General features: G+C 72.3%; 10 protein-coding genes. 6 read left to right on the top strand and 4 right to left on the bottom strand.

Features of this window, described 5'->3' with window-relative positions; all coding sequences use genetic code 11:
- Positions 1-89 precede the first annotated feature (89 nt).
- Entirely contained in the window at positions 90-455 is a 366-nt protein-coding gene (locus M1L60_RS12585) for an STAS domain-containing protein (RefSeq protein ID WP_253237561.1), read from the top strand.
- Between the two features lie 9 nt (positions 456-464).
- The gene (gene yaaA, locus M1L60_RS12580) at positions 465-1,262 is read left to right on the top strand and encodes a peroxide stress protein YaaA (RefSeq protein ID WP_253237560.1); all 798 of its coding nucleotides are present in this window, start codon (positions 465-467) and stop codon (positions 1,260-1,262) included.
- Between the two features lies 1 nt (position 1,263).
- On the opposite strand, the gene M1L60_RS12575 is transcribed toward yaaA, so the two are convergent.
- The gene (locus tag M1L60_RS12575; RefSeq protein WP_253237559.1) at positions 1,264-1,884 is read right to left on the bottom strand and encodes an FKBP-type peptidyl-prolyl cis-trans isomerase; all 621 of its coding nucleotides are present in this window, start codon (positions 1,882-1,884) and stop codon (positions 1,264-1,266) included.
- Positions 1,885-2,175: 291 nt separating this feature from the next.
- Here M1L60_RS12575 and M1L60_RS12570 point away from each other — a divergent pair, with 291 nt between their 5' ends.
- On the top strand, positions 2,176-3,069 hold the full coding sequence (locus M1L60_RS12570) for a hypothetical protein (RefSeq protein ID WP_253237558.1): 894 nt from the start codon (positions 2,176-2,178) through the stop codon (positions 3,067-3,069).
- A 62-nt stretch (positions 3,070-3,131) separates the two neighbouring features.
- Complete coding sequence (locus tag M1L60_RS12565; protein WP_253237557.1) at positions 3,132-7,955, top strand: MMPL family transporter; 4,824 nt, start codon at positions 3,132-3,134, stop codon at positions 7,953-7,955.
- 4 nt (positions 7,956-7,959) lie between these two features.
- Here the strand turns inward: M1L60_RS12565 and M1L60_RS12560 are convergent, their stop codons facing one another.
- Both M1L60_RS12560 and M1L60_RS12555 read right to left on the bottom strand, forming a co-directional pair.
- Positions 7,960-8,697: an SDR family NAD(P)-dependent oxidoreductase gene (locus M1L60_RS12560; protein ID WP_253237556.1), complete on the bottom strand. Its 738-nt coding sequence runs from the start codon at positions 8,695-8,697 to the stop codon at positions 7,960-7,962.
- Between the two features lie 141 nt (positions 8,698-8,838).
- Positions 8,839-9,741, bottom strand: coding sequence for a DMT family transporter (locus M1L60_RS12555; RefSeq protein ID WP_253237555.1), 903 nt, complete (start codon positions 9,739-9,741; stop codon positions 8,839-8,841).
- A 70-nt stretch (positions 9,742-9,811) separates the two neighbouring features.
- Here M1L60_RS12555 and M1L60_RS12550 point away from each other — a divergent pair, with 70 nt between their 5' ends.
- The gene (locus tag M1L60_RS12550) at positions 9,812-10,723 is read left to right on the top strand and encodes a LysR family transcriptional regulator (protein ID WP_253237554.1); all 912 of its coding nucleotides are present in this window, start codon (positions 9,812-9,814) and stop codon (positions 10,721-10,723) included.
- A 370-nt stretch (positions 10,724-11,093) separates the two neighbouring features.
- Positions 11,094-12,509: an SDR family NAD(P)-dependent oxidoreductase gene (locus tag M1L60_RS12545; RefSeq protein ID WP_253237553.1), complete on the top strand. Its 1,416-nt coding sequence runs from the start codon at positions 11,094-11,096 to the stop codon at positions 12,507-12,509.
- Positions 12,510-13,763: 1,254 nt separating this feature from the next.
- On the opposite strand, the gene M1L60_RS12540 is transcribed toward M1L60_RS12545, so the two are convergent.
- Positions 13,764-14,597 (bottom strand): SWIM zinc finger family protein, encoded by an 834-nt coding sequence (locus M1L60_RS12540; protein ID WP_253237552.1) that lies wholly within the window; start codon positions 14,595-14,597, stop codon positions 13,764-13,766.
- Positions 14,598-14,704: the final 107 nt, after the last annotated feature.

Below are 14,704 nucleotides of genomic sequence, written 5' to 3'. Positions count from 1 at the left end.
GTACTCGGTTGTCCAGCAGTTGAGTTCGCGGACATCAACAAGGTGACTTTCGGTCACCGATTGGGCAGAGACAAACCGTTGATGAAGACGTGAATGAACCGGGGGTCGGCGTGCATGTGTCAGTGGTCGACAACAGCGACGAATCTGTGGTCGTCACCGTGCGGGGCAATCTCGACATCGACAGCGGGACGACCCTGACGACGACGCTCGATCAGGTGCTCGGCCGACCGGAGCCACGGATCGTCGTCGACCTGTCCGGCATCGAGTTCTGCGACTCGACCGGGCTGAGCGCCCTGGTCGTGGGGCACAACCGGGCCGCCGCCGGTGGGGGCTGGCTGCGGCTGGCCGCGCCCGGCGAGTTCCTCGGGCGGCTGCTCGACACGGTCGGGCTGACGCCGCGGCTCGCCGTCTATGCGACGGTGGGTGACGCGCTGGTGGGGCGGGACGAGGTCTAGTCTCGCGGGGTGCTGATCCTGTTGCCGCCGTCCGAGGGCAAGACCGCTGCCACCGAGGGTGAACCCGTCGACCCGGGCGCGTTGTGGCTGCCGGGGCTGAGGACGGCCCGCAAGCGGGTGCTGACCCGGCTGGTGGCGATGAGCAAGCGGACCAGCGCCCGGGCCGTGGCCGACTCGCTGGCCACCCTGGGGTTGTCGGCCGGGCAGGGCGACGAGATCACCCGCAACGCCGGACTGCTGACGGCCCCCACGGCGCCGGCCGCCTCGATCTACAGCGGGGTGCTGTACGAGGCGCTGGACGCGCACAGCCTGGCCCCCGAGGCGCGGGCCTGGGTCGATCAGCAGACTGTGGTGTTCTCGGGGCTGTGGGGCGTGGTACGCCTCGACGACCGGATCCCGGCCTACCGGCTCTCGGTCGGGGTGACCCTGCCCTCGGTGGGCGGGCTCACGGCGTACTGGAAAAAGCTCTTGCCGAAGGCGCTCGACCCGGTGGCGGCGGGCGGGCCGGTGCTCGACCTGCGCTCCGGGGCGTACGGGGCCATGTGGATCCCGCCCGGCCGCGACGCCGCCACCGTGCGGGTGCTGCACGAGCGGGTCGTCGACGGCGTGGCCAAGCGCTCGGTGGTCAGCCACTTCAACAAGGCGACCAAGGGACGCATCGTACGGGCCCTGGCCGAGGCCGGCGCGCAGCCGGCCTCGGTCGACGAGATCGTCGCGGCCCTGCGCGACCTGAAGTACACCGTCGAGGAACAGCCCGTCGCGGCGGGCCGCCCCCGTCAGCTCGACGTCGTGGTGGCCGAACTCTGACCTACTTGGCGTCGAGGATGTCGACCACGAAGCGCAGGTCGCCGCGCTCGGGGCCGTAGGCCATGGCGGCCGGCACGTCGATCTGGATGCGGCTGCCGACCTTCTGGCCGGGGATGCTCTTGTCCCAGCCCTCGATGACCTGACCGGCGCCGATCGCCGTGCTGAACGGCTGGCCGCGCTGCCACGACGAGTCCATGATCTCGCCGGTCTTGTAGCTGACCAGCACGTAGTTGGCGGTGACGGTCTGGCCCGCCTTGACCGCGGGGCCCTTGCCGGCCACCAGCGGGGTCACCTTGAGCTCGCTGACGGCGCCGGTGCCGCCCTTGACCACGGGCTCCTTGGACAGCGCGGCGGGCGTGTCGACCGGCGCGGGCTGGTCCTGGGCCGGCGGCACGGCCTGCTCCGACGGCGGGACCTCGGCCGGCGGGGTCTCGGCGGGCGCGGCGGCGGACGGCGGCGCGGCGGCCGTCGGGGTGGCGGGCTCGTCGTCCCCGCCGCGGACGGTGACGAAGACGGTCACCAGAACGGCGACCACGGCCAGCCCGGCGACGGCGCCGCCGATGGCCTGGCTGCGGCGCTTGGCAGTGTCGCCGGTGATGGGTCGGGCGGTCTCGGTGCTCATATGTCGTCGACTCTCCTGTTATCGGCGTGGGCCGGAAACTTCGGACACGGTACCCGTCCCCGTGACGAAGCCCACGGCGAACCTCGTCCGAACCACCTAGGCCCGTGATCACCCGAACGGGCGGTCACTCATTCCGCTCTTCACCGTCACGCATCGAAGTGCCATTGTTGACGCCCTGCACCGCTTTTATCGCGCTGTGAACCCTTCCAACCACCCCGGCCACCGCCCCTGAACACGACTAAAGACTCTGCCTACTTCGTTCTGTGCTCATTGTGATTTCTGGAGGGTCGGTTGCCGTCGACCGAAGATGGTCGCCGCAGGCGCCGGACCGGCCACCGCGCCCGCCCCTCGGGGTTCGCCGAGGGCGGTCGCCAGTGGAACGAGGTCCTCTCCTCGGCCGCGGTGATCCTGGCCGGGGTCCTCGTCGTGATCGGGTTCGGCTTCGTCGCCGTCCGCGGGCTCAAGGGCAACGACGAGCCGGCCCCGCCGATCGACCCGCCCGCACCCGCCCTGGGCGACCTGCGGCTGCCCCCGCCGACCGGTAGCAGCAACGGTCAGGGGCTCATCCCGTTGGGCAGCGCGTCGCCCTCGCCCCCGCCGAGCCCGACCAAGGTCGCCACGGTGCCGCCACCCTCACGCGACCAGCTGCGGCTCGCCCAGGACCCCGTACCGTCGCTGGTGAACCTGTCGGCCGAGGGCGAGAGCGACTGGGTGCACTGGGGACTCGACGGCACGTTCTCCCTGGAGCGGGACAAGAAGGGCGAGTTCCGCATCCTGGAAGGCGCCCCGACCGCGCCCCGCTTCCAGCACACGCTCAGCCCGCAGAAGTTCAAGTGGACCGGCGGTGACCCGGTGGCCGCCAGCGACGGCACGACCACCGGCATCCGCACCTGCGGCCAGGGCAACGGGTTCACGCTCACGGCGCCGGCCGGCCCGACGCCGCGGGTACTGAAGCTCTATGTAGGTGTCTTTGCGGCACGCGGAAAGCTGACCGCGCGGCTGAGCACCGGAGAGTCGACCGGCACTACCGTCTTGGACCAACGCGGTGACACGCTGCGCACGGCCGTCCTGACCGTGGCCTACCAGGCGCCCCGATCGGGCCAGGTTCGGCTGAGCTGGACTACCGACGCGGCGTACGGGAAAGGTTGCTCAGGGGTAGCCCTGGAAGCGGCCACGCTTTCGTGAAGTGTTCTCATAGCACTCCTGCCGGGATCCGGCGGTAGTCAGGAACGACCAGAGGGGTTGACGTGTTCGCGGGCTGGGGATCGTGGGTCGCCCGCTTCCGGTGGCCGGTGCTGTCCGTCGCGCTCGTCGCGGTGATCAGCGCGGGCATCTGGGGGCTCGGTGTGTTCGGCCAGCTCTCCGAGGGCGGCTACAACGACCCGAACAGCGAGTCGGCCCAGGCCACCGAGGCCGTCCAGAAGGCGTTCGGCGCCCAGGGCGGCGACCTCGTGGTCATCTACACGCCGACCAAGGTCAAGATCACCGACGTCCCGCTGGGCAAACGCGTCCGCGACAGCCTGACCGCGCTACCCAAGTCGGCTGTGAAGGGCAGCACCTCGTACTTCTCGACGCGGTCGCCCCAGTTCGTCTCCAAGGACAAGACGAGCGCCGTCGCCCTGGTCACGCTGGTCGGCGCGGACGACGGGGCCAAGCTCGAGTCGTACCGGGACGTCAAGGACAAATTCGCCGTCGAGGGCGCGACCGTGCAGCTCTCGGGCGGCGTGGTGCTGGCCGACACGACCTCCACCCTGTCGACCCAAGACCTGGCCAAGGCCGAGATCATCTCGCTGCCGGTCGTCCTGGTGCTGCTGCTGTTCCTGTTCGGCTCGCTCGTCGCCGCTTCCCTGCCCGTGCTGGTCGGCGGGGCGGCCGTGCTCGGCTCGCTCGGCATCCTGCACGCGATCGCCGGGGTGCACGAGGTCAACTCGTTCGCGGTCAACGTGGCCAGCCTGCTCGGCCTGGGCATGGCCATCGACTACGGCCTGTTCATGGTCGGCCGCTTCCGCGAGGAACAGGCGGCCGGGCTCACGCCGTCCGAGGCCGTGCGGCGGACGGTCGCCACCGCCGGGCGTACGGTCGTCTTCTCGGCCACCCTGCTGATGATCGCGCTCGCCGGGCTGATGCTGTTCCCGCAGGGGTTCCTCAAGTCCCTGGCGTACGGCGGTCTGGCCGCGGTCGGATTGGCCGCGCTCCTCTCCCTGACGTTGCTGCCGGCCCTGCTCGCCATCCTCGGCCCGCGCGTCGACAAGCTGCCGATCAAGCTGCCCGGGCGAGGCAAGGAGGGCACGTTCTGGGGCCGCCTGGCCGCCGGCGTGCTGCGCCGGCGCGTCATCGTGGCGCTGCCCATCCTGGCCGGGCTGCTCGTGCTGGCCGCCCCGATCGCCGGCGCCCGGTTCGGCGAGGCCGACGAGCGGACGCTGCCCCCGGGCAACGCGGCCCGGCAGGCGATCGAGACCCTCAAGTCCGACTACCCGCAGTTCAGCGGCAACGGCATGCCGATCGTGCTGCGCGGGCAGGCCGACTCGTCGGCGTTCGCGGTCACGCTGCGCCAGATCCCCGGCATCGCCCAGATCAGCCCGGCCCAGCGCGCGGGCGAGATCACCGTCTTCAACGCGACGCTGCGTACGGCCGACCCGTTCAGCACCGAGGCCCGCGAGGTGGTCGACCAGATCCGGTCGCTGCCCGTGCCCAACGGCGCCGAACTGCTGGTCGGCGGCACGACGGCCCGCAACGTGGACAGCCTCGCGGCCACCGCGGCCAAACTGCCGTGGATGGTCGGCCTGCTGGTCGGGGCCACGCTGCTGCTGATGTTCTTCGCGTTCGGCTCGATCCTGCTGCCGATCAAGGCGGTGGTGATGAGCGCGCTCAGCCTCAGCGCCACCTTCGGCATCCTGGTCTGGATCTTCCAGGACGGGCACGGCGCGTCCTGGCTCAACGTCACACCGGCGCCGCTCGAGGCGGGCATCGTCGTGCTGATGGCGGCGGTCGTGTTCGGGCTGTCGACCGACTACGAGGTGTTCCTGCTGTCCCGGATGGTCGAGGCGCGGGCCCACGGCGCGTCGACCAACGAGGCGGTGACGATCGGCCTCGCCCGTACCGGCCGGGTGATCAGCGCGGCCGCCCTGCTGCTGATCGTGGTGACCGGGGCGTTCGCGCTGTCGTCGGTGACGACCATGCGGTTCGTCGGGGTCGGCATGATCGTGGCCCTGCTGCTGGACGCCACGGTCGTCCGGATGCTGCTGGTGCCGGCCGTGCTCGGGCTGATGGGGAACGCGGCCTGGTGGGCGCCGGCGTCCTGGCGCCGCTTGCAGGAGAGGGCGGGGCTGGCCGAACACGCGGGGGAAGAGGCCCCGGCGCTGACGTCGGGGCGGCACGCGGTGGGTGAGGTGACGGCGGTGCTGGCGTTGCCGCCGGGGCCCTCGGCTTCGAAGTACTCGGCCTGGGACCGGGAGGCGGCGGGGGTCATGCTGCTGCCGCCGGGGATGATGGGGCGGTCGATCCCGATCGGCGAGGAGGCGGCGACCCAGATCCTGCCGAAGATCACCGAGGCCAAGTCGGGGTCGGCTGTGGTGCCGGCGTTGCCGGCCGCGCCGGTGGACGACGACATCGTCGACGCCGAGATCATCGAGGACGACGAGATCGAGCCGGCCCAGAACAAGAAACCCGCCAAGAACGACGAACCGGACGACGAGCACGTCGACGCGGAAATCGTCGACGCCGAGCCCTTCGCGGCCGGCTCCCCCGCTCACGACTCGTCCTCCGACGAGCCCGACCCATCCGCCTCTGACCCCGCCGCTTCCGACCCCTCCGCCACCGCCGCTTCCGACCCCTCCGCCACCGCGCCCTCCGCCTCTGACTTCGCTTCCGACGAGCCGGTGGCCGGTTCGGTGGAGAGCGATAAGTCGGACGACGCAGATGCTGACATCGCCTCGGAGGGTGACGACGAACCGGTCGCCGCCACTGAGGAAACCGCGGCCGCCGGGCCCGCGAAGGAGGATTTCGCGTCTGCGACGGCCGACTCCGCGGGAGTCGACACGGATGCCCCGACGACCGATGACGACCACGCTCCGCTGCTCGCCTCGGACGAAAACATCTCGGCGGTCGTCGAGGACGCCTCCCCCGGCGCCGTGGAGTCGGGCGCTCCGACCCCGGTTGTTGAAAAGGTCCCGGCGGCCGCGGGGAAGGAAGTCTCAGCCCCCGTTGTGGACGCCGTCCCGACACCGGCCAGCGACGCCGTCCCGGCCCCTGTTGCGGAGGACGCCCCGGCTGCTGCCGAAGAAGCCATCCCGGCTCCTGCCGTGGAAGATGTCCCGGCCCCTGTCGTGGAAGATGTCCCGGCTCGTGCCGCGGAAGTTGCCCCGGGCCCCGGTGCGGAAGATGTCCCGCCCGCTGCCGCGGAGGACGTCCCGGCCGTTGCTGTGGAAGACGTGCCGGCCCCCGGTGCGGAAGATGTCCCGCCCACTGCCGTGGAAGACGGCCCGGCCGCTGCCGTGGAAGACGTTGAGGAACCCGTCGCCGAAAAGGTGGCCGAGGCCGAACCGGTCGCCGATGACGTGGTCGAGGGTGAGACGGTTCCGGACGAGCCGTTCGTCCCCTCGTACCAGCCGGAGCCTTACTACCCGATGCCGGGCGTCTACCGCTCGGAGTCGCGGGGCACCGAGCCGGACTACTCCGCGCCCGACGACTTCTTCTTCGCGCCGTCGTCGGCGGGGACGTTCGCCAGCTCGCTGGAGCTGCCGTCCGCGCCGGAGTCCACCGTCCCGTACTTCGGTGACCGGCCCGACTTCGAAAGCACCCGCAACCTGGCCACGCCGCGCAGCCTCGACGACCCGGAACCGGCGCCGACGTTCGAGGCCCCGAACCGCCAGGTGGCGCGCACGTTCGAGACGCCCGACCCGGAGACCTCGGGCAGCATCGTCCTGCCCGACCTCGACCCGCCCGCCGCCACGCCGACGCCGGCTGCCGTCGAGGAGCCGGAGCTCGACGTCACGCGCAGCTTCGACGCGCCCGACCTGGAGGCCACCCGGCGCCTGCAGGTGCCCGGCCTCGAGTCGACCCGTCGCCTGGACGCCACCGCGATCGACCGCGCCCGCCGCCTCGAAACCCCCAAGACCGACCCGGTCGAGTCGGCGGCCCCGACAGCCGGAACGGTCTCCGAGCCGCTGCCCAAGCGCCCGGCGCCGACCGCCGAGACCATCGCTGAACCGGTGCCCAAGCGCCCCGCACCGACAGCCGAAACGGTCGCCGAGCCCCTACCGAAGCGTCCAGTTCCGACGGCTGAGACCGTCGCCGAGCCGCTGCCCAAGCGCCCGGTGTCTCCCACCGACACGCCGCGTTCGGTGCCGTTCGTGCCCGGGACGAGCGCGGACCCGTTGCCCCGGCGTTCAGTGACGCCGCCCGCGGCTGAGCCCCTGCCGAAGCGGATCGTCCCGCCGCCTGCGGCCGAGCCTCTGCCCCAGCGGATCGTTCCGCCGCCCGCCGCCGAGCCTCTGCCCCAGCGGATCGTGCCGCCACAGCGGGCCCCGGAGCCGACGCGCGCCGCCGAGCCGCTCCCCCAGCGCCCGCTGCTGCCGCCCGCCGCCGAACCGCTGCCGCCGCGGTCCGAGCTGAACCGCCCGTTCGCCACCGAGCCGCCGCCGGCCGAGAGCGGCACCCGCCGCCCCGACCTGGGCGGCCTCTTCGCCCCGCGCCGGCCCGCCGAACCGGACCCCACTCCGTTGCGACGGCCCGCGACTCAGGGCGAACAGCCGTACTCGTTCCGCCCGGGGCAGGAACCCACGGCCCCGGCCGCGGAGACGGCCCCGCCGGTGACGCCCGCTCCGTCGTACGCAAATCCGCCGACCACCCCCCGGCGCCCGGCCGACCTGGGTGACCACCTGCGCGAGTCGCGCCCGGCCGACCTCGGCGACCACCTGCGGGAGTCGCGGCCGGCCGACCTGGCCCAGTACAGCAGCCGGCCTCGCCGTACGACCTCGGAGAAGCCGAAGCCCGCCCGCCGCCCGGCCACCCTGGCCGACCAGGTGCCCAAGCCGCGCCGCAAGCCCGACCCGGAACAGCCGGGCGAGTAGGACCTCAGCGGAAGACCAGGCCGCCGCCGACCTCGAGCACCTGCCCGGTGAGCGCGCCCGAGCCCTCCGACACCAGCAACCGCACGGTGGCGACCAGGTCCTCCGGGACCAGCGCGCGCGGCAGGGCCTGGGTGGCCAGCAACGGCGCGTGCGCCTCGGCGTCCCGGCCCGCGGCCAACTCGGCCTCACCCTCGGTGCGGATGGCGCCCGGCGACAGCGCGTTGACGGTGATCCCGGCCGGGCCGAGCGCGCGGGCCAGCGACCGGGTCAGCCCGATCAGCGCCGCCTTGCTCGACACGTAGGCCGGGCCGGACGGGCCACCCATCCGCACGGTCGGCGAGACCACGTTGACGATGCGCCCCCAGCCCCGCTCGGCCATGCCCGCGCTGAGCGCCTGGGCCAGCAGCATCGGCGCGGTGACGTTGACCGCGAACGTCTGCTGCCACTCGGCCAGCGGCAATTCGGCGAAGTCCACGTTGGAGGCCTTGGCCGCGTTGTTGACCAGCACGTCGATCGCCCCGGCCCGCTCGGCCAGTTCGCGGACCGCGCCCGGGTCGCTCAGGTCGGCGTCGAGCAGCGTCGCCTCGGCGCCGAGGTCACGGCAGAGCCGGGCCACGTTCTCGGCCTCGTCGGCGGCGGCCAGGTGATGCAGCCACAGCTTGTGCCCGGGCCGGGCCAGCCCGACGGCGATGGCCGCCCCGATGCCGCGCCGAGCCCCCGTGATCAGAATCCGCCGCCCCATGTCGTTCACCTTATGCCGATCAACAGCGAAAAAGACCAGGTGAACATCGATGTGTTGACGAACGGCGGCGAGGCCGAGCGGCCCGCTGGCGCAGGGTCGCTCGGCCTCGCCTGTCCTTGTGGTGCCCAGGGGCCACGATCGTTACACCGCGCGCTCCCCGGCCATGGCGGCGCTGGGCACCGGCAGCGGCGCGACCGGGACCGGGCGGGTCGAGAGCCAGCAGCCGGCCGCGACCAGGGCGAACCCGGCGATCGTGCTGAGGCCGAAGTGCTCGTCGAGCAGCGCCACGCCGAGCAGGACGGCCACCACCGGGTTCACGTAGGTGACCAGGCCGGCCCGGGTCGAGCCGACCTGGCCGATGAGCTGGTAGAAGGCGAGCAGGGCCAGCGCCGTGCAGAACAAGCCGAGGACGGCCAGAGAAGCCCAGGCCTCCGTGCGTACGGGCTGGGTCGGCAATGCGAAGGCCGTGAACGGGAGCAGGGCCAGCGCGGTGATGCCGGTCGTGGCGCCGACCAGCGACTCGGTCGGCACGTCGGACAGGCGGCGCTGCACGAGCATCGTGGCCACCGCGTAGCTGATCGCGGCGACCAGCACCATGCCCGCGCCGAGCAGCCCGAGGCGGTCGCCGGAGAGGTCGAGCCCGACCAGCAGGGCCACGCCCCCGAAGCCGAGGACCAGGCCGGCCACGCGGATCCGGGTGAGCCGCTCGGTGCGGGCCATGAGCAGCGCGATCGCCACCGGCTCGACGGCGATGAGCAGGCCGGTCAGCGAGGAGCTGATGTGCGTCTCGCCGTGGGTGATGAGCAGGAACGGCCCGAGGATGTGCACGAAGGCCAGCACGATCACGGGGCCCATGCGCCCGCGCAGGCTGGCCAGCGAGCCGCGGGCGGCCGCGATGGGCAGCAGCACCAGCGCGGCGATGGCGACCCGGCCGAAGACCACGAGCAGCGGCGACAGGTCCTCGATGGCGATCTTGATCAGGAAGTACGGGATGCCCCAGAGCACCGAGACCACGAGGAAGAGAAACCAGGCGCGTCGATTCACACCTCGACCCTGCTCCCGTACGGTAGTAAGCGGTAGTACTGACTTGCTGATGTGGTGATTAGGTGAGCTTATGATCGACGTGCGCCGGGTGGCCGTTCTCCGCGAGGTGGCGCGGCTGGGCAGCTTCAACCAGGCCGCGACCTCGCTCCGGTTGACCCCATCGGCCGTGTCCCAGCAGGTCGCAGCCCTGGAACGCGAACTCGGGGCGGCCGTCGTGCTCCGCAGCACACGCGGCGTCGAGCTCACCGCCGCCGGCCGCGTGCTGGTCGAGGCGGGCGAGGCGATAGCAGCCGAACTGGCCCACGCCGAACGCGAGATCGCCCGCCTGGGCCAGGCCGACAGCCTGACCGTCGCGACGTTCACCAGCGGCGGCCAGGGCCTGCTGCCCGCGGCTTTGACCCGCTTCGCGGCCGAACGCCCAGGCGTCGAGTTCACCGTCCTCGAGAACGACCCCGAGGACGCCCTGCCCCTCGTGCGCTCCGGCGCGGCCGACCTCGCGCTCGTCTACCACTTCGACGAGATTCCCCCCGTACGACCGGGAGACCGCTCCGGTCTGGCCTACGCCCCACTGCTGGACGACCCCATGTGGATCGTGCTGCCGGCCGCCCACCCCCTGGCCGCGCGCGAATCGCTGACGATCGCCGAACTGGCCGAGGAGCGCTGGGTCCACGGCTGCCTCGAGATCGTCGACATGCTCGGCCACTACGCGGCCCTGGCCGGCTTCGAGATCCGCACGGCGTGCCGCGGCACGGACTACATCTTCGCCCAGTCCCTGGTCCGGGCCGAGGTCGGCATCAGCATGATCCCGCAGGTCGCGCTGACGGCCGGTGCCCAGCCCGGCCTGGCCGCGGTGCCGCTGGCCCCACCGTGCCCGTGCCGCTACATCGGCATCGTCACCCCACGCCGCCGCCCCAACCCCCTGACCGACGCCCTGGTCCGAGCCCTGCACGACACCGTCGCCGCCCTACCCGTCCTCGCCTGAAGCGCGCCACCAGCCGCAACCAGCCCACCGCCCGCCGCTCGTGGGCCCGCCGCTCGTGGGCCCGCCGCTCCCCAGCCCTTCGGCGCGCCGCCCAGCCACCGCCTGCCGCACGTCGGCCCGCCGCCCCCAGCCCATCGGCTCGCAGCCGCCAGCCCACCCGCCCTGGGGGAGCCCCCACCCTAAAGACAGCGCCGAATTTCGCGCCGAGTTTTCCACAGGGCGGCGAACCGGCACGGCCGTTGTCCACAGGGTCGGGCGCGAGGGGAAATTGGTGGGAAGCTCTTGCCGAGGGACGCGAGCGGTCGATGGTCACGAGGGCTCAGTACAGTTCCTGGGTCGGAATTTTGTGGGTGAAGGATGGGCAGTGGGCATGACGGGCGAACCTGAGACGGCCGCCGGGGTGGACGCGGAGCGGCTGGCACTCTGCCTTTCGGTGATCGCCGAGGTGGAGGCGCTGCCCGCCGAGCACCCTGACGCGGTCGCGGTGCGGCGGGCCACCGCCGGGCTGTTCAAGACCGTGAAGCTCAAGCGCCGGCGCGATCGGCGCGACGCGATCCTGGCCGCCGACCGCGCGGTCACCGAGGCCACGGCCACGGGCGCGCCGGGGCGGATCGACGACGAGACGGCGGGCATCCCGCTGCGGTCGTCGGTCGGGTCGTCGGGCACGGCCGGGGTGCTGCGGCAGGCGCGCGGCTGCTACGTGTGCAAGCAGCGGTTCACTCAGGTCGACGCGTTCTATCACCAGCTCTGCCCGGACTGTGCCGTGCTCAACCACGACCGCCGCGACGCGCGCACCGACCTGACCGGCCGGCGGGCGCTGCTCACCGGTGGCCGCGCCAAGATCGGCATGTACATCGCGCTGCGGCTGCTGCGCGACGGCGCCGACCTGACGATCACGACGCGCTTCCCGCACGACGCCGTGCGGCGCTTCTCGGCCATGCCGGACAGCGCCGAGTGGCTGCACCGGCTGCGCGTCGTCGGCCTCGACCTGCGCGACCCGGCGCAGGTGGTGGGGCTGGCCGACTCGGTGGCCGCACGCGGCCACCTCGACATTCTCGTCAACAACGCGGCCCAGACGGTCCGGCGCTCGCCCGGTTCGTACGCCGCCATCGCCGCCGCCGAGGCCGAGCCCCTGCCCGACGGCCCGCTGCCCGAGCTGGAGTATTTCGGCACCGCGGGCGTCTCCCCGGCCGCCATGCTGACCTCGGGCGCGCCCGTGCTCACGCCGCAGCAGATCACCGAGATGGCGCTGACCGCCCGCTCGGTCGAGATCGACGCCGGCGGCCTGGTGCCCGACACCGCGCCCACCAACAGCTGGAGCGACCGCGTGCACGAGGTCGACCCGCTTGAGTTGCTGGAAGTGCAACTCTGCAATGTAACGGCCCCGTTTGTGCTGGTCAGCCGCTTGCGTACGGCGATGACGCGCTCACCGCACCCGCGGCGTTACGTGGTGAACGTGTCGGCCATGGAGGGGATCTTCGCCCGCGGCTACAAGGGTGCCGGGCACCCGCACACCAACATGGCGAAGGCGGCGCTCAACATGCTGACCCGCACGAGCGCGGTCGACATGTTCGCCGACGGCATCCTGATGACCAGCGTCGACACCGGCTGGATCACCGACGAACGCCCCCACCCGACCAAGATGCGCCTGGCCGACGAGGGCTTCCACGCCCCCCTCGACCTGGTCGACGGCGCGGCCCGCGTGTACGACCCGATCGTCCGCGGCGAAAAAGGCGAAGACCTGTACGGCGTCTTCCTGAAGGACTACGCCCCCGTCGACTGGTGAACGGCGCGCGAGCCATGGCCGTCAACGGACCATGGCTCGCCCCGCACGTTGCCCGCTCAGGGCTGGTTGGCGCCGCCGTCGCGCTGGGCCCCACCGTCACCGCGGGTGCCACCATCACCGCGCGTCGCACCGTCACCGCGGGTGCCACCGTCACCGCGCGTCGCACCGTCACCGCGGGTGCCACCGTCACCGCGCGTCGCACCGTCACCGCGGGTGCCACCATCACCGCGGGTGCCACCATCACCGCGGGTGCCACCATCCCCGCGGGTCGCACCGTCACCGCGGGTGCCACCGCTACCCGAGCCCGAGCCGCTGCCGGTGCCAGTTCCCGTGCCACTGCCCGAAGCAGAACCACTGCCCGTGCCGGAGCCGCTGCCCGAGCCACTGCCAGTCCCAGAGCCACTGCCCGTACCTGAGCCATTGCCAGCACCCGAGCCGGAACCAGCACCCGACCCACTGCCAGCACCCGAGCCAGAACCAGCACCCGACCCACTGCCAGCACCCGAGCCAGAACCAGCGCCTGAGCCACTGCCAGTGCCAGATCCCGAGCCAGTGCCAGTGCCCGAACCAGAACCACTGCCGGCGCCCGACCCCGAACCGCTGCCGTTGTCGCCGCGGCTGCCGCCCTGCCCGTTACCCCGACCATCGCGGTCGCCGTTGTTGCCGCCCCGACCATCGCGGTCGCCGTTGTCGCGGCCGCCGCCCTGCCCGTTACCCCGACCATCGCGGTCGCCGTTGTTGCCGCCCCGACCATCGCGGTCGTTGTTGTCGCGGTCGCGGGACGGGAAGCGGTCGCCGTGGGGGCGATGGCCGTGACCGAACCGGTCGCGGTCCCAACTGACCTCGAGGGCGAAGGTGCGCCGGCCCGCGCGCTCGCAGTCGAAGTCGTCCCAGCGGCCGAGGCGCTCGCCGATGCGGCCGGCGATGACGCAGTCGCGGTAGTTGCGGAAGTAGCGGACGACCCGTTCACGGTCGGCACCCTGCGAGGCCGATGCCGTCTTGGAGACGCTCGCGTCCGTCCCGGTCGCCGCCGGCGCCGGACCCGCACCGATGGTGACCCCTGCGATGACACCAAGACCGGTGACGGAGAGCACCCGGGTAACACGGTTCATTTCACACCTTTTTCTCGCCAAGACATCACGTCGCGAGAAGAAGATCACCTACGCAGCACGTAACCGTGTATTTCCACAGCACTTACTTCATCAGGGACGAAAGCCCTACTAAGGGATTAATCCAACCAGTCAGGCGCCCGGCCTATTCGTCCGGCAGGGCCCGATAAGCGGGCCGCAGCACCTCGACGATCGGCCGCCCGGCCTCGGCCAACGGCGGTGGATCAAGCTGGTCGAGCAGGGCGTCCGGCCGGCTCACCGCCCCCGGTCGTCCACCGACCGGCACCGCCGCCGGCCCCGCGCTCCCCCAGAAGTGGTCCACCTCGCCGAGGTCCTCGCCCGACCCCGCAGGCTCATCGGTCCGCGCGCCCGCCGACGAGCCCGCGCCGTAACCGCCCACCGAGGAGCCCGCGCCATGACCGCCCGCCGCTCCGCTCCCCGAAGAGGAGGCAGCGACCGCGTGAGCGCTGCGGAGTTCGCGCAAATGGACCAGCAACTCGTCCCGCCCGCGCCCCCGCCACGTGAAAGCGCCGAACGGGTCCTCCTGGAAACTGCGGGCCACCGCGTAACAGGTAGCCGCGAGATGCACGCACGGCATCGGCCAGCGCTCGCACGAGCAGTCCATCGCCACTTCGTCGAGCGACAACGGCACCAGGCTGAGCCCGGCCGCGGCGAACACGTCGGCGATCCCGTCCGGCATTCGTCCGCCCAGCAGCGAGGCCGCAAATCGCGCCTCGCTCGCCATCGCCTCTTCCAGCGCCGCCCACTCGGACGCCCCGAACGCCCGCACCGCGATCCGCGCCCGGAACGCCCGCGGGTCCTCGGGCCCGCGCACCTGCGCGACCACCAGGCTGCTCGAGATGGTCAGGCTGCGCACGTGCCCCGACCGCTCGTCCCGCCGCCCCCGCGCGAACGTCGGCCCCATCCGCAACGACTCGAACGTCCCGAGGAACGCGACCGCCAGCCGATCGTCACTCACCACGAACCCCCACCCGCGAGAGGAAAGGGGCCACAGGCCGAGGAAGCAGGCGGCGAGCTCCGATCGGCCCGCCGGGAACGCCGGCAGCGGAAAGGTCGCCCCGGCGG

It is taken from the genome of Paractinoplanes aksuensis (assembly GCF_024137025.1).
GTDB classification, from domain to species: domain Bacteria; phylum Actinomycetota; class Actinomycetes; order Mycobacteriales; family Micromonosporaceae; genus Actinoplanes; species Actinoplanes aksuensis.
The sequence above is the reverse complement of the archived record's forward strand: the minus strand, read 5'-3'. Positions and strand labels throughout refer to the sequence as shown.